The sequence below is a fragment of the Thalassospira sp. CH_XMU1420-2 genome (assembly GCF_037029325.1).
Taxonomy (GTDB): Bacteria; Pseudomonadota; Alphaproteobacteria; order Rhodospirillales; family Thalassospiraceae; genus Thalassospira; species Thalassospira povalilytica.
The window spans coordinates 220285-242026 of the sequence record NZ_JAYMEG010000002.1 but is presented as its reverse complement, the minus strand read 5'-3'; the positions used below and the strand labels follow the sequence as shown (position 1 = coordinate 242026).

16 protein-coding genes are annotated in these 21742 nt (G+C 54.7%); 4 read left to right on the top strand and 12 right to left on the bottom strand.

What is annotated here, in order from left to right:
- Positions 1-229: 229 nt before the first annotated feature.
- The 4 genes from WA429_RS05805 to WA429_RS05790 all read right to left on the bottom strand — a co-directional run bounded on the left by WA429_RS05805 (position 230) and on the right by WA429_RS05790 (position 4874).
- Complete coding sequence (locus WA429_RS05805; protein ID WP_287465683.1) at positions 230-1405, bottom strand: HNH endonuclease; 1176 nt, start codon at positions 1403-1405, stop codon at positions 230-232.
- Positions 1402-2112, bottom strand: a complete 711-nt coding sequence (locus WA429_RS05800) for an OmpA/MotB family protein (RefSeq protein ID WP_101247504.1) — start codon at positions 2110-2112, stop codon at positions 1402-1404. The genes WA429_RS05805 and WA429_RS05800 overlap by 4 nt, the downstream gene beginning before the upstream one ends.
- 3 nt (positions 2113-2115) lie before the next feature.
- Positions 2116-3639: a hypothetical protein gene (locus WA429_RS05795; protein WP_114113419.1), complete on the bottom strand. Its 1524-nt coding sequence runs from the start codon at positions 3637-3639 to the stop codon at positions 2116-2118.
- Positions 3640-4190: 551 nt separating this feature from the next.
- Positions 4191-4874, bottom strand: coding sequence for a DUF5610 domain-containing protein (locus tag WA429_RS05790; protein WP_206927943.1), 684 nt, complete (start codon positions 4872-4874; stop codon positions 4191-4193).
- Positions 4875-5326: 452 nt separating this feature from the next.
- Here WA429_RS05790 and WA429_RS05785 point away from each other — a divergent pair, with 452 nt between their 5' ends.
- Positions 5327-8329 carry a leucine--tRNA ligase gene (locus tag WA429_RS05785; protein WP_287465685.1) on the top strand — a complete coding sequence of 1001 codons (3003 nt, stop codon included), beginning with the start codon at positions 5327-5329 and terminating at the stop codon, positions 8327-8329.
- A gap of 134 nt (positions 8330-8463) precedes the next feature.
- Positions 8464-9753, top strand: coding sequence for a nucleotide sugar dehydrogenase (locus WA429_RS05780; RefSeq protein ID WP_287465686.1), 1290 nt, complete (start codon positions 8464-8466; stop codon positions 9751-9753).
- 8 nt (positions 9754-9761) lie between these two features.
- Here the strand turns inward: WA429_RS05780 and WA429_RS05775 are convergent, their stop codons facing one another.
- The 8 genes from WA429_RS05775 to WA429_RS05740 are packed head-to-tail and all read right to left on the bottom strand — an operon-like array spanning position 9762 to position 17798.
- Positions 9762-10136 carry an MmcQ/YjbR family DNA-binding protein gene (locus WA429_RS05775; RefSeq protein ID WP_287465688.1) on the bottom strand — a complete coding sequence of 125 codons (375 nt, stop codon included), beginning with the start codon at positions 10134-10136 and terminating at the stop codon, positions 9762-9764.
- The gene (locus WA429_RS05770) at positions 10133-11293 is read right to left on the bottom strand and encodes a glycosyltransferase family 4 protein (protein ID WP_287465689.1); all 1161 of its coding nucleotides are present in this window, start codon (positions 11291-11293) and stop codon (positions 10133-10135) included. Before WA429_RS05770 ends, WA429_RS05775 begins: the two co-directional genes overlap by 4 nt.
- A complete protein-coding gene (locus tag WA429_RS05765) occupies positions 11290-12042 on the bottom strand; it encodes a glycosyltransferase family 2 protein (RefSeq protein ID WP_287465691.1) in 753 nt (250 codons plus the stop codon). The genes WA429_RS05770 and WA429_RS05765 overlap by 4 nt, the downstream gene beginning before the upstream one ends.
- A complete protein-coding gene (locus WA429_RS05760) occupies positions 12035-13549 on the bottom strand; it encodes a hypothetical protein (protein WP_287465692.1) in 1515 nt (504 codons plus the stop codon). Before WA429_RS05760 ends, WA429_RS05765 begins: the two co-directional genes overlap by 8 nt.
- Complete coding sequence (locus WA429_RS05755; protein ID WP_287465693.1) at positions 13534-14277, bottom strand: hypothetical protein; 744 nt, start codon at positions 14275-14277, stop codon at positions 13534-13536. The genes WA429_RS05760 and WA429_RS05755 overlap by 16 nt, the downstream gene beginning before the upstream one ends.
- Positions 14274-15461, bottom strand: a complete 1188-nt coding sequence (locus tag WA429_RS05750; RefSeq protein WP_287465694.1) for a hypothetical protein — start codon at positions 15459-15461, stop codon at positions 14274-14276. Before WA429_RS05750 ends, WA429_RS05755 begins: the two co-directional genes overlap by 4 nt.
- Positions 15454-16674: a glycosyltransferase family 4 protein gene (locus WA429_RS05745; protein WP_287465695.1), complete on the bottom strand. Its 1221-nt coding sequence runs from the start codon at positions 16672-16674 to the stop codon at positions 15454-15456. The genes WA429_RS05750 and WA429_RS05745 overlap by 8 nt, the downstream gene beginning before the upstream one ends.
- On the bottom strand, positions 16665-17798 hold the full coding sequence (locus WA429_RS05740; RefSeq protein ID WP_287465696.1) for a glycosyltransferase family 4 protein: 1134 nt from the start codon (positions 17796-17798) through the stop codon (positions 16665-16667). Before WA429_RS05740 ends, WA429_RS05745 begins: the two co-directional genes overlap by 10 nt.
- A gap of 170 nt (positions 17799-17968) precedes the next feature.
- On the opposite strand from WA429_RS05740, the gene WA429_RS05735 reads away from it, so the two are divergent.
- Entirely contained in the window at positions 17969-19486 is a 1518-nt protein-coding gene (locus tag WA429_RS05735; protein ID WP_287465697.1) for a WecB/TagA/CpsF family glycosyltransferase, read from the top strand.
- Complete coding sequence (locus WA429_RS05730; protein ID WP_287465698.1) at positions 19483-21609, top strand: GumC family protein; 2127 nt, start codon at positions 19483-19485, stop codon at positions 21607-21609. Before WA429_RS05735 ends, WA429_RS05730 begins: the two co-directional genes overlap by 4 nt.
- Positions 21610-21742 lie beyond the last annotated feature (133 nt).

Below are 21742 nucleotides of genomic sequence, written 5' to 3'. Positions count from 1 at the left end.
GTGTATAGGGTTTCAAATGTGTCAGTATAAGGTTTTGATTTTTAACGATTTAATTCAGGACTATTCTTGAGTGTAGGCCGCGTGAAATCCATATTCCCCACAAAAAAACCGGTGACCATGGCCACCGGTTTTGTGTTTTGCAGAAGGTGGTCTGTCCGGGGTAATTATCCGGAGGAATCATTGCGCGGTGGTACAGGTTCCCAGATGTGCACAGACTTCATTCTTCGCGTCATTTTTTTAGTTTTGAGACGATCGCGAAAATCTCTTCCAAGTATACTGTATGGGTGGGGGATGTTTTCACCCGGTCCACTCCAGATACTTTCATTTTATAGTCTTCGTGAGAGGTGATTTTCTGATCTAGAAATGTCGCGAGCATCGTTTTGCGCAAAATTCCCTTGGACGGTTCGACATCTGGATGATTATTCGCGATTTTTGTACGGAGATTTATCAGCTCCTGGCGCACTTCAGCCACTGATGCTGACTTACGTGCTGCCCTCGGCGCAGCTTTTCGGCTTGCGGAGGAATGCTTCGGCTTCATTCTTGAGCCGGGTTTAGAGTTCCGTCTAAGGTCTGTAATTGTTGAACGCACTTCAGGCTTGACGTGCATGTGTTTGTGCATTGGTTGTTCAGCATGGCAGAGTGCACAGAGTACTTCGAGGTTTGACGGAGAGTTGTCGCCCCGTACACCGTTCTTGTGATGCACGTGAAGCAGTTTTCTGTTCTCCGGCGCAGAGCAATCAACGTGACATGATTGGCAAGTCCAGCCTGTCTTTCTTCTTAGCTCTGCAGAGAGATCCTGCCAGTCCTCAGAGTAACCAATAGGAGGAGCTGTAACGTCGCTATATTTTGGTTTCGACTTGAAGAGCGAACGGTATTCTTCGAAGAACTCCGCGATGTCAAAATTGGCGACTAACTCGTTTCGGGCACGTTGCTGCAAGCTGTTGTAGTTTTTGTAGTTCAGTTTCTTCATACAGTTCTTGCAAGCATGAAGATCTGCTTGGACGCGTCCCTTTCTGGGAGGATAGTCTTCTTCAAACTCTACATTGAACGTGCCAGATGTATTGGACGTGACTACGTATCGATCAAATCTTCCCTGGCCACGCATTTTGTCGAGTGTTGAACACTCTGCGACGTGAAATTTCGGGGAGTTTTCCGGTTCGTTTAGCAGTGTGTATTCAGATCGTCTCGGTTGAAGAATGTAAAGTAGAACTTGCTCCCCTTTGTAGGTCAGAAGACCAAGCGGTCCAGTTTCTACTTCTTCGATATTAACTTCGAGACTTTGCCAGAGTATCTGACGAATATCAGGTGCCGCAAGTTTTGCTGCATTGCTTGACCATTTGATAGCGGTAGCACCCATCCTACGAACGAGGGCATCAAGTTCCGGAAATTTGATGTCTAGTTTCATTCGCTTGCCTGCAGGATATTCACGATCTTCTGTTCAGCATTGGTTCTTACGCGGAACTCTACACGACGGGACAAGTCGGCGAGTTCTTCACCTTGTTCATCCAAAATTGGATTGCTTGACGAGAGGCCATTCGCGGTGATGTTCGCTATCGCCCAAGTCCGGTATGCCGCGATCTCGGGAAGTTCGAGCACGAACTGCAGGACAGACCGTGTTCTGCCTTGCGACAGTTCCATGTTCTTGAAATAGGCGTCGATTGGGCTCGTTGCTCCGTTCCATGCAGAGGAAGTATGACCTTCGATGCGTACCTCCGCTAACTCGTTTCGGTATTGGTCGAGCACAGCTAGGTAGCGCGGGAAGAAGTCCCGCAGGATGTCTTTGAATTGATCGTTTAATACAGCCTCACCCGATGAGAACAGAACACTTGGTTCCTTGAACCGGATAGACAGAGTTTCTCGATCTAGCGAGGCATCCCACTTGGGAAGATCGTCTGAAAACTCCTCGCTGAGGTCATTATACAGCGCGTTCTGCGTCTCGTTCCAAGTGACGGCAATAGCCTCGATACGCTCTTTCTCGGTGACGATATCTTTCATGTAACTAATAGCGATGAAAAGGAAAACCACCATAAGTCCAGCCATCAGGTCTGAAACGGAGATCCAATGGTCTTCGTCATTTTGACGGCGATTTTGGAAAAGATGATTGATTGCCATCGTTTACGCTCGCGACGGTGCTCTTGAGGCGACATTAACCAGTTCGCGAAGTTTTTCAGTTAACGGCGCGTAGTCTTGCACAAACTGATTGGAGAGAGAGGTAAGATGACTGCCCATCGCCTCAATGGTTTGTTTGATCTCTTCTTGCATCTGGTGGTCAAAGGTACTGAATGATTCTTTGATGACTCCATTCGTCTCTGACATGTTTGTGACCACACTTTCTTGCAGTGAAGTGATGGTCTTGCGCATTTCTCCAGTTTGCTCTGTGATTGCCCGTGAAAGTTCTTCTGAGAGTTGGGTTCCGATTTTCTCCACAGTGCTGTGTAGTGCTTGGGCAGATTGATCGAGTGCAGAGGGAAGGGCGGTCATTTGAGTTTGAAGATTTTCAAGTGCTTCTTCGTATTTTTCTGTTGTTTGTTTGAAAGCGCTTTCTGATGTTTCGATTGCGCGGGTGATGGTTTCTGTCTGGCGCGACAGTGTCGAGGCGGTAGTTTCAGCAGCCTCCGTTACTGCATTACTGAAGTCGACGGTTAGTTTTGAAACTGTATTCTCGATCTGCGGCAAGGCCTCAACTGCTTGGTTGCGAATTTCCGCAAAGGAAGACAGGTGATCTTCAAGTTGGTTTAGCTGGGTTGCAGTAAGGCCGATCACTTCCTTCAGATTATCCATTGAGTTCGGAATTTCTTCGGCAGATTCCCGGATGGCGACAAGAGACATTTCCGATTTCGAAATGGCTTCCTGTGACAGTTCAATTTGGGAGATCAAGTCGCTCATTTGTCGCTTGTGCTCATCTTGCCAGGCGAGCAAATTGCCGACTGCCTCATTGAGGTGTTTGAAGTTCTCGCCAAATTGTTCAGTGATCTTGTCGTTAAAGTCGCGAATGACGTTATTTAGGGCCTCGATCAGTTTCTCGGAACCGTCCTCGGCTACCTTCTCTGCAAATGCCTTAAACTCCGCCGCCAGTGTTTCAAAACCGGCATTGATGGATTTCACCTGATCGCTGCTTGTATCTTGAACGGATGTTCTCAATTTTTGTAGCTGTGTGATCAACGAGCTGTCTGCATCGCCGACAATAGCGGATTTAAGTTCATTAAGGTTGCCGTCAATCTTGGAGTTGCCCGTCTTCGTTTCGGTAAGAAGATCATGCAATACCGCGATAAATGCAGCCGCAGAAACGTCAGAGGGGGCTGTCTTTCTGAACTCAACGGTTTGGGATAGTTTTAGAACAACAGCCAGAAACATCCCCAAAATGCTTGTGGAGAAGGCAATCTTCATTCCAGAGAGCAGAGCAGGAACGCTTTCGTCAATGTTTTGGACGTCAAACTGAACCAAGCCGATGTAAATGCCGGTGAAAGTGCCGATCACACCAATTGTGGTCAGCGCGTTTGGTGCGTAGCGCGCAAATCCCTGAAGCCGCTCAATTTTGAAGGCCCCTGATACAAATGCGATTACAAAAATCGCAAGCATTGTAAGGATGAACTTGAACGACACAGGATCGTCGATTGGCGCAAGAACATAAGAGAGCATGTTGTTCCCTCAATTCGGTTTATCAGTAGTTCAGATTTCATACATAAACCGACCTTCTAAGATTGAAAATAGCTCCGTTGCTGCTCGTAAGGGTAGGTGTTTGTTGCGTTTAGTATATCGGGTTTAGTCATTCATCGCGGAGCAATGGATTGAGGTGCTTACACCCTATTATGCATGGCTTTTAGATGAGGCCTATCAATGTCGGGATGTGGCAGCAGTGAATTTTGCCAGGCCCAGTGATATTTGGCGCCAGAGTCTTCAGTTCCATTTGCGCTCTCACTGTTTCTCGGCATAGCCGCTCATATTCAGCAGGATCTGCTTGGTCAGGGGGCTGGCGTTCGACCAAACGGAAGTCCTGGGCCTGTCTAACCCTGAGGGGATAGCCGAAGCCGGGATGCGCGAGGAATTGGGGGGCTGCTCTATGACATCCGGAAAATTGTTGAAGTCTTACGACCCATCAACTTGTGGAATCTGTTCCGTATTATCTGAAAAATAAAACCGGCGAAACATGTCGCCGGTTTTGTTCTTTTAAGATGTCTTATAGAGAGATGTTAGCCAGTGGTGCCGTAGCGCGGGGTGTTGCGCTGGGCGTTGGTGCCGGCTTCGGCGTAGGCCTGGCTTGCCTGTGCGGTCTGGGTGATCTGCGATTGCAGGACCTGTTCATCGCGTTCAGGCGTTATGGATTCGGCGGCTTCTTCTGACGCGCTTGAGTTATAAAGCTCGGTCAGGCGCTGCTCGATCGATTTGAGGCCTTCATTCAGGCGTTCTTCGGTCTCGGTGATGTTGCCGTTGATTTCTTCGTTAAGGGCACCAAGGCCTTCGAGGAATTCGCGGGCGTCATCAAGACCCTTCTGGATGCCTTCGCTGGCCTTGTCGAAAATCTCGCGGGCTTCGGCTTCTGAATCGGCGTTTGATGCGATCAGGTCGCCAACCCGGGCCAGAATGCGGTCGGCCACGGCTTCGGGGGTGTATTCGCCCGGATCGACATTGCCGATTGAAATGCCGGTCGAAGACAGGCTTTCATTAATCGCAGAGACGATCTGATCCGTGGTCAGGCGGTTGGCCGACCCGGATGACAGGGAAACCGACGTTGCCGCAGCAAAGGCCGAGGTTCCGTTATTGCCGGTTTTTTCAGAATCACTCTGACCGGGAACAAAGGATTGGGCCGAGCGCACCGAGTTTCCGGACTGGGCACCCGATTGCTGGGACGTGAGGCCGCCAATGGTGATATCCATAATCGTCCTCCCTGGACGAAGTCTTTTGAGAGCTGTGCTGGCAATCAGCACTTTTGCCAGACGGAAAATGCACAATTTTTCATGCGCGATCAGCTGTCTGGCGAATTTCACCCCCTAATATGGCATGGTATGGGTGAAAAATCCAGTCCTGACACACAAGTCGGGGTTGATGGGGGCGCAAGGGAGCTGTGCAGATTGTCATGGCAGTTGCGCGAAAATCGTCTGCATTTCCGCTGATTTCAGTCGATCTGATGTTGCACAGTGATCAAAGCGCGCTTATGAACACTGCTGAGGGCGTAAACTTGTTCACATGACGGTCGCGCAAACGGATCGGCATCATGTGAAAGAGTTTGGCACCCAATATTATTTTAAAACCCGGTTCGGGATGGCGGGCGCGATGCGAAGCGGTGCCCGGGCCACCGACGGGTGTGACAGGCAGGAGTTGAGAGAGCGTGGCGAACTATCAGGAAAGTGCGCGGGAATTTGAAAAGCGCTGGCAGGAATATTGGCGGGAAAACGATACCTATCGTACCCCCAATCCCGGTGATGCCGACTTTGATGCTTCGAAAAAGAAAAGCGTCATCCTTGATATGTTCCCCTATCCAAGCGGGGTTGGCCTGCATATCGGTCATCCGCTGGGTTATATCGCGACCGATGTAAAGGCGCGGTTCGAGCGCATGCGCGGTCACAATGTTCTGCATTCCATGGGCTTTGATGCCTTTGGCCTGCCGGCAGAACAGTTCGCCATCCAGACCGGTCAGCATCCGCGCATCACGACCGAAGCCAATATCGAAAATATGCTGCGTCAGCTTCAGGTGATTGGCCTGGGCCATGATCCGCATCGCCGGTTCGCCACCACCGATGTGGATTATTACAAATGGACCCAGTGGATATTCCTTCAGCTTTTCAACAGCTTCTATGACCCGACTGTCGAATGGAAAGGCCCGCAGGGTCAGACCATCACCGGCCGTGCCCGCCCGATTGCCGAGTTGCGCCCGCTTCTGGAAAGTGGTGAATGGTTGCTTGACGAAGATGGCGTGCCGCAGCCGAAATCCGTAATTGGCGAAGGTGTCAAAGCCGAAGGCAAAGAGATCGACCGGGCAATTGATCGCGGGCGTCTGGCCTATGTCGACGAAGTTCCGGTCAACTGGTGCCCGATGCTGGGCACGGTTCTGTCGAACGAGGAAGTCACCAACGAAGGTAAATCCGAACGTGGTGATTACCCGGTCTATAAACGTCCGCTGAAACAGTGGATGTTGCGCATTACCGATTATGCCGATCGTCTGGTGGCGGACCTTGAAGGGCTTGATTGGCCCAATGGCGTGGTCGAGATGCAGAAGGGCTGGATTGGTCGTTCTGTTGGCGCGCGGGTCAATTTCCCGGTCAAGACCGTTGATGGTTCGGACGAGAAAATCGCCGTTTACACCACCCGTCCGGATACGATTTTTGGTGCGACCTATATGGTTTTGGCACCGGAACATCCGCTGGTGGACAAGCTGTGTGCCGAGGATAAAAAGGGCGATGTTGCTGCCTATCGTGCGCAGGCTTCCGAGCTTAAGGCCGTTTCGGCCAAGGATGATGCCGAACGTGAAAAGACCGGTGTGTTTATCGGCGCATATGCGACCAACCCGGTGACGGGTGAAGAAATTCCGGTCTGGATTGCCGATTATGTCCTGATGGGCTATGGCACCGGGGCGATCATGGCGGTTCCGGCCGGCGATCAGCGCGACTTTGAATTTGCCCATAAATTCGGTCTGCCGATCAAGGCAACCACCAAGCCGTCCGAGAGCTGGCTTAAGGATAATGCACCGGCCGATGCGGGTGATCTTGACGGGGCTGCGTTGGCGGCGCTTTATGAAGCAAATCCGGGCAGCTTCAAAACAGCCCAGACCGAAATTGGCGAGACGATCAATTCCGCCAATGACGAGGTTTCGATCAACGGTCTTTCGACCCCCGATGCCAAGGCCAAAATCATCGAATGGATGGAAGCCAAGGGCATTGGGCGCGGTCGCGTGCAGTATAAACTGCGTGACTGGCTGTTTTCGCGCCAGCGTTATTGGGGCGAGCCGTTCCCGGTTCTGTTTGATAAGGAAACCGATCAGGTTCACGGCATTGCCGAGGCAGCGCTTCCGGTCGTTCTGCCGGAAATGACCGATTTCAAACCGCAATCGAACGAAGACCCGAATTCCGAGCCGGAGCCGCCATTGGCACGTGCCAAGGAATGGATGGAAGTCACCGGTATTGTCCTTTGCGATGGTTCGGTTCTTCCGGTTGATGCGGCTGTGGGTTCAACATACGCCCATGACGGTGCGGAATATGAAGTGCGTGCGTTCAAACGCGACGCCAACTCCATGCCGAACTGGGCGGGGTCGTGCTGGTATTATCTGCGCTATTTCGATGCCAAGAACGATGCGAAATTCGCGTCAGACGATGCGGCAGCCTATTGGGCGAACAGCACCGACAAGGATGGCAAGGCACTTCCGGGGGCGGTTGACCTTTATGTCGGCGGGGCGGAGCACGCAGTACTTCACCTGCTGTATTCGCGTTTCTGGCACAAGGTTCTGTTTGATCTTGGCTATGTCGCAACGCCCGAGCCGTTCCAGAAGCTGTTTAACCAGGGCATGATCACGGCTGATGCCTATACCGATGCGCGCGGTGTTTATGTCGACATTCATGATGTCGAAATGCGCGATGTCGATGGCAAGAAAGTCCCGTTCAATGCCAAGACGGACGAGCAGCTGACGACCGTGCCGGGCAAGATGGGCAAACGGTATAAAAACGGCATCCCGCCCGAGGAAATCTGCGACCAGTACACCATCGATACGTTCAGAACGTACGAGATGTATATGGGCCCGCTTGACAGTTCCAAGCCGTGGCAGTCCGATGCGATTGTCGGCATGATGCGGTTCCTGTCCAATGTCTGGAAAGTTACCACCCAGATGGAACGCACTGACAGCGTTGACGGCAAGATCGAAACGCTTGTGCATAAGACCATTGCCAAGGTGACCGGCGATATTGCCGATCTTCGTCTGAATACGGCGATTGCCGCCTTGATCGAACTGACCAATGCGCTGACCAAGCAGAATGCGGTTCACGATGACCATGCCAAGGCTTTGGCCTTGATGGTTGCACCGTTTGCGCCGCATCTGGGCGAGGAACTGATGAGCCGGATGGCTTCGGATGAATTCGGTGCCAGGAAATCGGTGATCAAGTTCGACTGGCCGGAATTCGATGCCGAAAAGGCCAAGGATGACGAGTTCGAAGTCCCGGTTCAGGTCAATGGCAAGAAACGCGGTTCTGTCATGGTGGCCGCCGATGCCGATCAGGCGACGGTCGAAGCCCTTGCCAAGGCGGACCCGAATGTTGCGCGCCATCTTGAAGGCATGCAGATCGTCAAGGTGATCTATGTCGCCAAGCCGACACCGAAACTGGTCAATATTGTCGTGAAGGGGTAAGTCCCGTTCACGCAGCGATTTCAAGGCAGGGCATCAGAAATTCTGATGCCCTGTTGCTTTTTGATCTCGATTATTGACGGTTGAGATGAGGCTGGCTAGAAGTCAGTTCAGCATATCTTAGTAAGGGTTGAGTAATGAGCCACGGGCGCAAGATTTCTGTTATCGGTTTGGGCTATGTCGGGTTGCCGGTTGCGGTTGCATTCGGAACGTCGATCGGGCGCACTGTTGCCTTTGATATCAACAAGGCCCGTATTGCCCAGCTCAAGGCCGGACATGATGCGACGGGCGAAGTCGATGATCACGAACTGGCAGCAGCCGACCTGTTGTTAAGTGACAATCCCGAAGATCTGCGTCAGGCCGATTTCCATATCGTCACCGTGCCGACCCCGATTGATGGGTCGAACCGCCCGGATCTTTCGCCGTTGCGTTCGGCATCGAAAACCGTTGGTGCCATCCTGAAAAAGGGTGACATCGTGGTCTATGAAAGCACGGTTTATCCCGGGGCGACCGAAGAAGAATGCGTTCCGATCCTGGAACAGCTTTCGGGCCTTACGGCCGGGACCGATTTCACGGTCGGCTATTCCCCCGAACGCATCAACCCGGGTGATCGCGAACATCGTTTCACCACCATTACCAAGGTCGTATCGGGTCAGGATCAGGCGACCCTTGATATTGTCGCCGAGGTTTATGGCAGTGTCGTCACCGCAGGCATTCACAAGGCGCCGACCATCAAGGCCGCCGAAGCCGCCAAGGTGATTGAAAACACCCAGCGCGACCTCAATATCGCGCTGATGAACGAGCTGTCGCTGATCTTTGACCGGGCGGGCATTGATACCCGTGATGTGCTCGAAGCAGCCGGCACCAAGTGGAACTTCCTGAAATTTACCCCGGGTCTGGTTGGCGGTCACTGCATCGGTGTCGATCCCTATTACCTGACCCACAAGTCAGAAGAGCTGGGCTATTACCCGCAGGTGGTTCTGGCCGGTCGTCGCGTGAATGACGGCATGGGCGAAGTTGTCGCCAACAAGGTGATCCGGGCCTTGCTGCGTGAAGGGGCGACCAAGAACCCGACCGTGACCGTGCTTGGCCTGACCTTCAAGGAAGATGTTCCCGATATCCGCAATACCCGCGTGATTGACATCATCCGTTCGCTTGAAGATGCCGGGATCAATGTTCAGGTCCACGATGTTCACGCCGATGCCGAGGAAGTCACCCACGAATTTGACGGTTTGAAACTGTGTGGTGATGATGATCTGAAACCGGCAGATGCGCTTGTCCTTGCAGTGTCGCACAAGGAATATGTCACCAAGGGCTGGCCGCTTGTTTCGGGGCTTCTGAAAGACGGCAAGGGCTTTGTCGCCGATGTGCGTGCGGTTCTGCCGCGTGACGCGGTTCCGGCCGGTATTGATCTCTGGCGTCTGTAAGCCCGGATTTAATCAGGTTCATCCTGATAAAGATCAAGCTCGCGCTGCATTTTCTTCGTCAAACCCTTGGCGACAATGCGGTGCGAGCTTTTTATATGATCGCAAAGATCCGCATCGCCAAGACCCGGCACATCATGATGCTGGATCCATTTCATGCCCCTTGATGCCAGATAGGGGGCAGGGCGCAGACCCGGCATTTCTTTAAGCACCTCATAGCCGATTTCAGATGTCTTGAAGGTGATGCCAAGGGTTTCGTTCCGGGTCCATCCGGCAATGGCAAAGACCTTGCCGCCAACCTTCCAGACATCGGCACCACCCCATTGCACAACATGCGTGGTGTGGGGCAGTGATTTGCAAAAGGCATTGAATTCTTCGCGGGTCATTTGCGGTCATCCGGATTGGGGTTCCCGGCATTCTGATGGGTGGTGCCGGTGATGGGAAGTGTGTTTTGCAAAACATCCATAACCGTCATTTGGATTTGCTCGGCAAACCGCGCGCGGTGAAAGCGGTTCTGGCACATCGTCCAGGCATTTCGACGGATCATGTCGGTGCGGGCGGGATCTCGGGTCACGTCGATGATAGCACGGGCAAGCAGATCGGGATCGCCTGACGGGCATAGCCAGCCGGTTTGACCCGGGATGACAAATTCCGGCAATGTGGCGATATCGCTGGTAATTACCGGAAGGCCCGCTGCCATCGCCTCAATCACGACAAGCGGCTGGGCTTCGTTGGCATAATTGGTTGGCAACACAAACAGATCGCAGTTGTGATAAAGGGCCGTGCGCGCATTCGGGGCAATCGGGCCGACATAATTTGAAAATGTTCTGATGCCACAGGATGCCAGAAGGGTGTCGAGTTCGGCCGTGGTCATATCACCCGGTGCCCCGGCAATGGTCAGGTCAAAGGAAACACCACGTTTACCGAGCAGCGCACACGCCGCGATCAGGGTTTCAATCCCCTTGGCGCGAAACAGATTGGACAGCCATAAAATGCGCACAGGCGATGCCGGATACCAATCAGGGCCGGGCGGCCCGGCAAAGGCATCATCATCCAGGCAATTGGCAATGATAACGGAACGGCAATCCAGACCGGCAATTTCAGAACGCAGCGTTTCACCAAGCAAAATAGCGGTCTGGCCGGAAAAGACCCGTTTTTGAAACCATGCTGACCCTGCGGTTTGGCGCATGGCGCAAAGACCACGGCCATGCAGATGGATGATGGCGGGAACGCCAAACAATTTGGCCAGCAAGACATAAAGGCAATCACGGTAATAGGCCCCGCCCGTCGGGGCAAAGCAGATATAAAGGGAATCCCGACCGGGAAGGGCAAAAACAAGCCGGATGGCAAGCCAAAGCGCACGCAGGATTTTTCCAGCAGTTGGTCGGGCGATGTCTGAAAGCTTGTTGGCAAAGCGCATTTCGATGACATGCGTGTCAAACTTTTCCGATAGCGCATCAATCGCATGCCGGTTCATTTTGGCTGCCCCGTGCATGGGCGGGGGCAATTGAACCATGGCAACAAGCCGGTTGCGTTTTGTCATCCCCCGGTCCCCCGCGCAATACCAAGTTTTGTGCGCATCATCGCCAATATCATCCAGTGTGAAAAACCGATATCGGCCCGATAACGGTCCAGAACAGTTTGCAAGGTCGCCCGATAGATATCAGACGGGATCGCGGCATAAAAACGTTCGGCCGGATCAAGGTTGCGGGCCATGAATGGGGTGTCGAGCTGCCAAAACGATGCGCCAGCCCGGCAGGCCGCGCGCAAATAGAAATCAAGATCGATACAGCACGGAAGGTTGGTGTCATAGCCGCCCGCACGAACCCAGATATCGCGGTGAAACGCCAGGGATGAGTGATGGAACGGATTGCTGACATAAAGGCGGGACGGGGCAATTTTCCGTGATCCTTTGCGCCGGATGACTGGCCGGTCCGATTGCGCCGGGGTGAATGACAGTGCGTCCGGTCGGGTGGCAAGAAAGTCCGCCTGTGCGTCGAGACGACCGGGAAGTGACAGGTCGTCAATGTCCTGAATGGCAATCAGGCCGGTTTTGCAATTGCTGATGGCCAGATTTAACGCCGCCCCGCGCCCAAGCCGTTTGGCTGTGACCAGCTTTATCCGGGCATCTGAACGAAGGATGTCTGGCAATACAAGCGGCGGATTTGATCCATCATCAAGCAGAATGGCGCGATCTTGCGCGCGCAGTGTTTGAACAAGGTTGCTGGCAAATCCGTCGATAAAACGCGATCCGTTATAGATGGTTGTGATGACCGTGACCGGATCAGTCATTTTGCCCGTTCTCCCACCGGATGATAAGGGTTGCCTTGTTTGTCTTCGGGGCCGTGATGCGATGGGCCGGGCCGGCAACCGTAATCGCGTCATTGTCATCAAGCACGATCGGGTGGTCGCACATCAAACGAATGCCGGTTTGCGCGATGGACAGTTCGGTATCGGAAACGCGGTTCAGCTTTACATCCGCGGTGGCGAGAACGCGCAGCAAATCGGGTTTTGGTGAAAGTCGTTCATCGCAACTGTCTGTAATCCGGATTTCGGTATCGTCAAAATCAATGATCCGCTGCCCTGTTGTTCCCGCCAATTGAAAGGTTACAACAACCCGCCGGTCCGATTGGCACGTGGCAGTGATAAAACGTGCAACCGTGCCATCCCGGGTCGCCGGAAGCGGTATGGTCGCCGGGACATACAGGCTTGGCTGCTCCTGTTCACCGCCGGTCGGCGGGAACAGGAGCATCGCACCGCTCCCTTTTCCCAATACAATGACAGGTGAGGGCGTCACATCAAATATCCGGGCGCCGGAAAGAAGCATCTGTGCGTCATAACGTGCCGATGTGGTGGTAAAAATCATCCGGGTTTGGTGTGGATGATCGGTCGGCGTGCTTTGCGGCGTTTCTGGTGAAAGTCCGGCTGCCTGCAACAGCCAGTAGCCGCCAAAAGCCAGATAATCGTCATGACGGTTATAACCATACCAGCCCGGTGTTAAGCGGTTGGTCGGACCGGGGTTTTCGGGAACAGCGCACGGTGCAAGAAGATTGAGTGGCAAGGTCGCGGCATTTAGCATGGCATCTTCGATGCGATAAAGAACCGCATCGGCCGCGTCATGAAAACCGTATTTCAACAGAACATAAAACGCACAGACCGCCCCGAAGCTTTGCCCCGCACCGCGACCAGCCAAATTCGCATATCCGTGGTTTTGGCAAATGCTAGCAATCAGATGCGTTGCCTTGCGTGCCAGTGCCTGATCGGTTCGGTTAGCGCTTTGCGACAGCAGGGCCGCGCAAAAGGCATGATATTGCGCGGAAAAGCATCCGGGTCGATCAAGAAACAGATCGGATCGCCAATAACGCATGCGAATAAAGCAGCGATGCAAGGAAGCAAACAACCGGCTGAATGCGCCCGACGTTTTTGCCTGACGGTTGCGCAATTGCAGGATCTGCCAGTTTGCGACATCGGGATTTTGATTGCGGGCATTTTTCAGGATGGCGCGACGGGCGGCTGCCGACATGTCCGGCATTGAAAGCAAGGCATATTCGATGAATTCACGGTGATAGGTTTTGTCGGGAATTTCGCGTTGAAGGGCGGTTTGTGCACGGGTGATCTGTCGATGATACTGATCGCGGTCAAGCCCGGACCAAAGCGCGCAGGCAAAAGCCTTGCCGTAAAAATCGGGAAGCACGAAATCGCCATCACGTTTTTGACGGCAAACCAATTCATCGGCGATGATTTTTGCCAGTCTGAGACACCGGTTGGTCATCCCGGCATGGGTCAGTGGAAGTGACATGTGACCTCCATCCCGAGTGTCTGACCAGCCGTGAGCTGGTTAAGCGGTACGGCCTGAATTTCCGGGCAATGTCGACCCCGACGTTCGCGAAGCCGCCATAAAAATCGCCGAACCGGTCCAATCCGCCAAAGCTGTTTGGCAACCCAATCCGGGGCGGAAAGGGTAAAGAACCGGTTGGCCCAGCGCAGCCAGACCTGATCAACCGGGCCGGAGGGTAATAGACGGGCATGAATGATCCAGTGATCATCACGATCACGCAGATAAAGATACGGATCAAACCGTCCCGCGCCATCGGATCGGGTCAGGGTAAGGATTGCCCGATGGTTGGCATGGCTGACCAGTTCGGCCTGTCTGACAGGGTAAAGACGGTATTTGTCGCTATTGGCATGTTTAAACGATTGATCGGCAATTATGCCGCGATCAATGCCGGTTTTGGCAAAGACAAACCGGATCACCGCATCCTGAAGCATGATGTCATCGAGGGCGGTGAAGCTTGCCGACACGGCAAGGCATCGGGGGGCCACAAGATGCGTTTTCAGATCAATCTTTAACCGCCCGCCCGACAGATGCCAGATATTGCCGGTGTTATGGGCGTTGCGCGCGGTATCGGTCAGGGTGACAAAAGAATGCCGATCCGAACATTCAATGCCCCAACCGGCAAACGAGATATCGCCAAATTGGCCATCCATAACGCGGTTATCGGTAATCGTAACGTCGAGTTTGCTCATGTGCGCACATCCTTGCGCATCAGCCAGACCTGACAGCCCGCCAGTATGACGCACAACACACCGAGCCTGATCTGGGCGATGATCATAAGGTTTGCCAACAAGCCCGGCGTTTTCATTGGTTCGGAAAACAGCGGCAGCGTTACAAACAACAAGACCAGAAGAAGCCACCCCAGCCAGATCACCCGACCGCTTTCCTGCAAGACAAGGCATTGGCGAATGATGATGGCCAAAAGAAGCGGCCAGAACGCGCCGGTGCGCAGGATTGCGACAAGTTCCATGTCCGGTTCTGCATAGATCAGATGTGCGATCAGGTCGGGGAAAAACACCAGCAACATGGTGACAGATGCCATCGGTACAAACAGCCAGAATTCCCGTATCAGCCCTTCCTGGCCTTTGGCAAACAGGGTGGCCGCAATCGCAGTTATCAAACCGGCACAGAACAGAAAGACACGTTGTGCAAGGAACAACGCGTGCGATCCATCCCCCAGCAACACAAAATCAAGGTTGGGCAGGAAACCGGCCAGAAGCGTAAAGCCGATCAGGCCGCATATCTGTTTGATATCAGGTTCGGGCGGGACCAAACGCGTTTGCGGTTTGCTGCGCAAGCGTGCTGCAAAGCAGATTGATGCAATAAAGGCCGCGACCGAGATCGCCGGTGCGATGGTAAACAAAATGAAATTGTTGCTTGTTGCGACGGCCAAAAATGCAGTCCCGATACCGGCAAGCTGGGCGATCACGGCAATCTGGCCAAGATGGGAAAATGCTGTCCGGGCGGTAATGATCCAGTCGGGCGACAGGGCCGCTGCAATCGGCATGATCACGAACGGCCAGTGGATTGGAAGGACAAATTCCGGCCGGGTCCCAAGCAGCGCAATCGCGGCAAAGGCGACCAAAAGCCTGAAAGTGACAACGAGAATAGCGGTGGTGTGCGCCCCGGTCTGAACCAGCCGGATCAAAAGCGGGCCGGTGCCCGCCTGTGTTGCGGTAACGGCAAGTCCGGTCATTGCCAGTATCGCAAAATACCCGCCAAGCATGTCTGGCGCAAAACCATGCCCGATCAGCAAAAGAATGATCATGCCACCCAGTCTGGCGATCAGGTTCGCCGCGACCATCCATAACGGAAACAGACTGGCCGTTATTGCCAGAATGACTTTATCAATGACTTTATCGATGGTTTTATCCATGGCGTGACAACACGGCTTCATAGGCCAGATCAACCCGATTGCCATAGCCGGTGACAAGATCCCGGCTGATCTGATCCCGGGCGGCGTGCGACAGGTTTTTGCGCATGGCCGGATTTTCAATCAGGGCCGACAGGGCGGTTGTCATTGCATCGGCATCGCGTGGCGCAATGATCAGGCCGCTTATGTGATTGATTACCGGGCTTCCGGCGTCAAAGGTGGTGACAATGGCGCATCCGGCTGCCATGGCCTCCATCACGGCAAGGCTGCTGCCTTCTGACAGGCTGGGAAACACGAAGATGTCAGAACCGAGCATCCGGTCGGCGACCACGGATCGGGGTTGGGGACCAAGCCATTCACAGCCGTCTGGCAGATTGGCCAAAAGAGGTCTGGCACAAGGTTGCGCAGGCCCGATCAGGGTCAGGCAAATGCGCAGGCGATATTTGGCCCGAAGGGTCGACCAGGCGCGCAGAAGATGGGCAATCCCCTTGGCCAATGACAGATTGCCAACATAAAGAAGCCGGATAACCGTCTCGGTGCGACCGGCGCGACCGGTGCGGGCGCGGTGGACAAGTTCCTGGCATTGCGGGGATATGAAGGGCACCAGATAAATCTTGTCCGGATTGATGCCACATGTTTGCAGACCGTATGCGACCGCATCGGACGGTGCCAGAACCGCATCGGCAAACTGTGCTTCACGGGTTCTGCGACGGGCAAGGAATGCGGAAATTTCGCGATATGTCAGACCATGTGACTGATATTCTGCGGCAAGTTGGCGATGCCGGGTCGGGGCCAGTTGGCCGGTAATATCGGCAATGGTCACCATACCGCGTGCCTTGGCGCGGCGCATGGCAGGAAGGCTGTAATTGCCCTGACCGTGGAAAATATCGGCCTTGGGATTGTGAAGCGATGCCAGAACCGACAACGGTATGTCGGAATAAAGATTGGCGGCGGGCAGGCGCAATTTTCGGGCGATCTGCCCCATAAGATCGGGCATCAAATGCCGACCGGGAACTTGTGCAAGGACGGGGTCGGTCGCGCGCGATGGCGGGGTTGGAAAGCCATGCCCGTCATGTCGCCAGAAACTGTCCCAACGGATGAGGCGGTTCTGCCGGGCAAGGTAACCTGCGAGAATTGCCGACTGATCAACCCGGCTGACTATCCACACAGATGGGCCGGTTTTGGACGATGTCGGAACCGGGTGGATCAATTCCATTGGCAATGACCCCGGTTCCTGGCGATGCCGTGACAAACGGCCTGCCACAGAGTGTCGGCATGATGTTGGGCGGTGTTGGCGGTAATCCGGCTTGCCTGTCTTTGCCGGGTTTGACGCCAAAGATCAGGATTGCTCAGAAGGTTTGAACAAGCCGATACCCATGCCGATGGCGCGTTCGCCAAAAGGGTGTCATCGGGATCGAGAATATCGGGCGCACACCCGACAGCATCACTGGCAAGTGCGACCGCGCCACATGCAATCGCCTCAACCACGCCAAGGCCATAGGCATCATTGTGGCTTGGAAACAGGCAAAGTCTAGCCGCACCAAGATGTGCGGGAAGCTGTGGCGGGGGAAGTTGACCCCATGTTTGGGTGATGTCGGCAAGACCTGTACGGCGAAGGCGATACTTGATCTTCCGGGTATCGGTACATCCGAAAATGCCGATCTTATGCACAATGTTTGATCGCACCAGTCTTGCGGCAATTTCAAGGAAGGCGTCGAAGCCTTTGCGGCGAGTTGTCCGACCACACCACACAAGATCAAAGGGGCGTTCGAAAAAGCCGCGATTGGAAAGAGTGACCGGGATCGCATCATTGCCAAAGGACACGGGTATCGGCGTAACAAAGATATCTTCGGCGTTGGCGCCGAGGGTGGAAAACCAGTCTTTGCCGCGTGTGCTGGCAGCAATATGGCCATCAGCCGTGCGGACCATCTGGCGGCGGATGTAACGACGCACCGGATTGTCATAAAGGGCGTCCGATGCGGACCATCCGTCAAACTGGACAATGACGGGAATGCCGGATTGTGCGGCGAGATTTCGCGCCCGCCATTGCGCCATGCCAAACCCGGCAAGGATCAGGATATCGGGCCTTGTTTGCCGGATGGCCTTTGTGACACCGACCGGAAAAGTCAGATTGCGATTTTCACCGAGATATAGATTCAAACCGGCAAGATTGATCTGCGCAAACGGGGGCGTGCGGTCGGACCAGTTGCGTTGCGGTTCTGTGCGGCTGGTGCAGATAACGGTCAGGCCGCCACCGGCGTTTCGGGCGTGGTGATGCAGGGCGCTGTAACTGTCAAACCGGTACGGCGCAACAATGTTGGTCAGCAACGCTATTTTCACCAGAAGCTCATCCGTGGATGCTGTTGTTGCTGTTTAATCAATCATAAGTTACCTTTTCCATCAACGATACAAAAGTGCAGCCATGGGCATAAGTATCTATGGATGCTGAAAAAAAAATGTGATCTGGTTGGATTTCCGGGCAGTTGGTTCTGGACTGGCGGGGACGATGAATGCGACAGGGGAAAGCTGCGATTTTCGGGTTGCGTCTTGATCTCAGGCAGCGCGAAAAACTATGCGCAGATATCTGTAATTGGCTGGCATCTCGTGACCGGTATGCCAATGGTCCCTGTTTTCGACAGCAATCCCTGAATGCATTGAAATTGCCACAGGCACGCGACGATGTCCGGTTGTTTCGGGCATTGGCAAATGCCGACAGCCTGAATGCCGATGGCATGGGCATTGTTTGGACCGCGCGGCTTTTGGGCATCAAGGTGCCCGAACGGGTGACCGGCATTGACGTCATGACCGCATTGTTGCCCCGGTTTGAAAAACAGGGGGTGCGGATTTTCCTGCTTGGGGCGCGCCCCGATGTTGTGCGCGAACTTAGGGCGCGCTTGATGCGCCGTTATCCCGATCTTCAAATTGCCGGCATTCATCACGGATTTGATCCCGATGACGCCAAACTGGCCGCGATTGTCCGGCAAAGCGGGGCGGACGCGGTCTTTGTTGCCCTGCCATCGCCGCGCAAGGAGATCTTTGTTGACCGGTTTGGTGAACAGACCGGGTGCGGCTTTATCATGGGGGTTGGCGGGGCATTTGATGTTCTGTCGGGCCGAATAAGGCGGGCACCGGTTGTCATGCAAAAGGCCGGGCTGGAGTTTTTGTGGCGGATTGCCTGTCAGCCCCGATACATGTTGCCGCGTTACGGGCGCGGGCTTTGGGCATTTGCGCGGCTGGTGATGCCGAAAATCATTGCCCATCGCGTCGGGCACATGCCCGGTTGGGTCAGGCTGGCGGCAATGATCACACTGGCAACACCGGTGATCCTGTTTGCGCGTGATGGCGGTTCGCAAGTCATCACACCTGCCGCCGATGCACCCCCGGCTGTGCCCACCGATGCGCGCCCCGGGATTGAAACCCCGGATATGCGCACGCAGATCGCAGAAAAGATCAGCGCCCTTACCACCCCGCAGGACGTCCGGGACATGATTGATCGGCTGCTTGATCTGGCGCTGTTTGGCGAGACGGCGGAAATGACCGATCAGGCCGATGCCCGTCAGACCGATAACCGTCAGATCGATTGGCAGAGTGCGGATGCAACGATTTCGGCGGTGCTAAAAATGATGGAGGTGATCCTGAGTGCTGCGGGGGGAAACGGTTTTTTGGTCGAGGCGGTTTTTGGCGGCGTGTTAAAGCAGCTTCTTGGTCTGCATCCGGAACCAAGCCGCCTGACCCGCATGATTGAAAATGATGTGCCGACCCTTGCATCACGCTTTTTCGGTGACGGGGCCGTTCGGTTTGTGCCGGGGGATGACCGGTTTGATGATGATATTGCGGTTGTCGAAACAGGGATAAGCACCCCTTCATCGGGCATAACCGTTCCGCAGGCCCAAGTCCGCCAGGCAGTTTCCTATGACGTCATTTACCGCGTTGTACAGACAGGCGGGCAGGCCAGCCCGGTCTGGCAGGATCTGGTGGACGAGCTTGGCGATGCGACATTTCAGCAGGAGGATGTCAGTCCAAGATGACGGGCCCATCATTTGAACAGTTTGACCCGTCCTTGCGTGAACTGGTTGCGATCTTGTGGCGGCGACGTGGTGTCGCAATTCTTGCCTTTGTCATTGTACTGGTGGCGTTGCTTGGCGTGATTGCCAACTGGCAGCCGGGATATCGTGCGACGGCGGAAGTCGGCCTGATACCGGTTGTCACGGCGTCTGGTGATCGCGCCAGTGACGGCGCAGGCCCCCGAGCCGGTGAATTGACCGCCCAGCAAATCGAAACCGTGATTGCCGAAATGCGCAGCGAGGAAACCCTGGCGACCGCCCTGGCGGTCCTGCGCGGTGCGGGCATCGGTTTCGATCCGGTTGGTGTCGAAAACAGTTTGGCAAATGATCCTGCGCCCCGAACAGGGACATCTGAAACGGGTGCAATCAACTGGTTGCGTGCCCGGTTCGGGGCCGAACGGATCGGTCATTCCGCCGTGATTGAGGCAAGCTTTGTCGCAACGGATGCGACCGTCAGTCAGGTCGCCCTTCAGGCAATTGTCGAAAGCTATGTATGGCAGCGTGAAGATCGCCAGAAACATGTCATTCGATCCCGTCTTGAGGATGCGGACAGTCAGCTTGCCACCGCCCGCGGCGACCTTTTTGCCCGCGAAGGTGATTTGCTGGCCTGGCAACAACAGGCCGGGATGCTTGATCAGGAAGAAGGCGCATTGATGCTTGAACGGATCTATGCGCTTGACGAGCAGGCCGAAAAAATCGGTCAGGAGGTTGCAACCCTCGAACTGGCGGCCCGTCGCCGGGCAATGGCAAACGGGCTTGACGATCTTTTGGCCATTCCCGATATCGCCGGGCATCCGATGGTCGCACAGCTTTCGCAACGCTATGAAACCGAACGTCAGGAGTTTGACAGGCTTGATCAGCGTTATGGGCCCAAACACCCGATAATGCAGGGCCGCCAGAAGGTGCTTGATGATCTTTATGCGCAACTGGTGGATGCGGCGCTGACGGTATCGGGTCAAATGGGGGATGCACTTGCCAGTGCGCGGGAAAGGCTTCGTCTGATCACCGGGCAACGTGATCTTTGGCAAAGCCGATTGAATGACCGCCATTCCCGCACACAAGGCCAGGGCCAATTGCAGCGTGCGGTGGCATTGGCGCGTGACAATGTCGATCAACTTTCCCGGCAAGTTCAGACATTGCGCCGTGAACTGGCATCCTTTCGCGGCGATTTGGAAATTCTGCAATCACCGACCCTTCCGGTGTCGGCGGAATTTCCGGCCAAACGCGATCTGATGGCGCTGGCCATCATGGTGGCATTGTTTGCCGCGGTGATTGCCGCTTTGTTGCGGCACTATTTCGATCAAACCATTGCCGATGATTTCGAACCGCAAGACGTTTTGGGCGTGCCGCTTTATGCGCGCATCCCCGCCCGCAATATGACGGATGGCAGGGGCCTTGCGACGGATGCCGGGGGTGATGACGCAATCGGGCATCTGGCGGTTTTGATGCGCATCGTTGATCAGAACCGAAAACCCCCGCCAACCGGATCAACCGCGCAGATCATCGCCATCGGATCGGCACAAACCGGCGAAGGCAAAAGCCACATCGCCCACGCACTTGCATCATGTTTTGCCGGGCTTGGTCACAAAACCCTGCTGATTGATGGGGACCTTCATGATCCGACCGGCGGGGAAAATACCAACCGCGTCTTTGCCAATCTGGTCGCCCTTCTTTCCGGCGAGACGGATGTGACCGGATTTAAAGACGCCGCTGCCAAGGCCGACGGGCAAACCGGGCAATATTGGCATCTGGGGGCAAGGATGGCGGTGCCCGGATCCATCGCGACCGGACTGATTGAGCGACATCTGGGACCGCTTGTCGATCAATTGCGTGATCAGTTCGATTACATCATCCTTGATACGCCGCCGATCCTGTCGGTTGCGGACGGGCTGGTTGCCATGGGGCTTGCCGATGTCAGGCTGTTTGTTTTGCGACACGGATCAAGCAAAAAGCGCGACGCCAAGGACGCGCTTGATCGTCTTGCCACGGCGGGAATTGTTGCCAGCGGCATCGTCTTGAATGGCGGCCCGGCGCGACCGGCCTATGGACGGGCCGATATGGCCCAAACGATGGGGGACCGGGTATGATGCGGGGCATGATGCGGGGCATTGTGATGGCCGGGGCACTGGTCGTGATCCTTTATGCCGGCTGGCAACTGGCGACAGAAGCGGCTGCATTTCGCAAACTTGATGACCCGCGTGCCGGATTTGCCAATGCAAA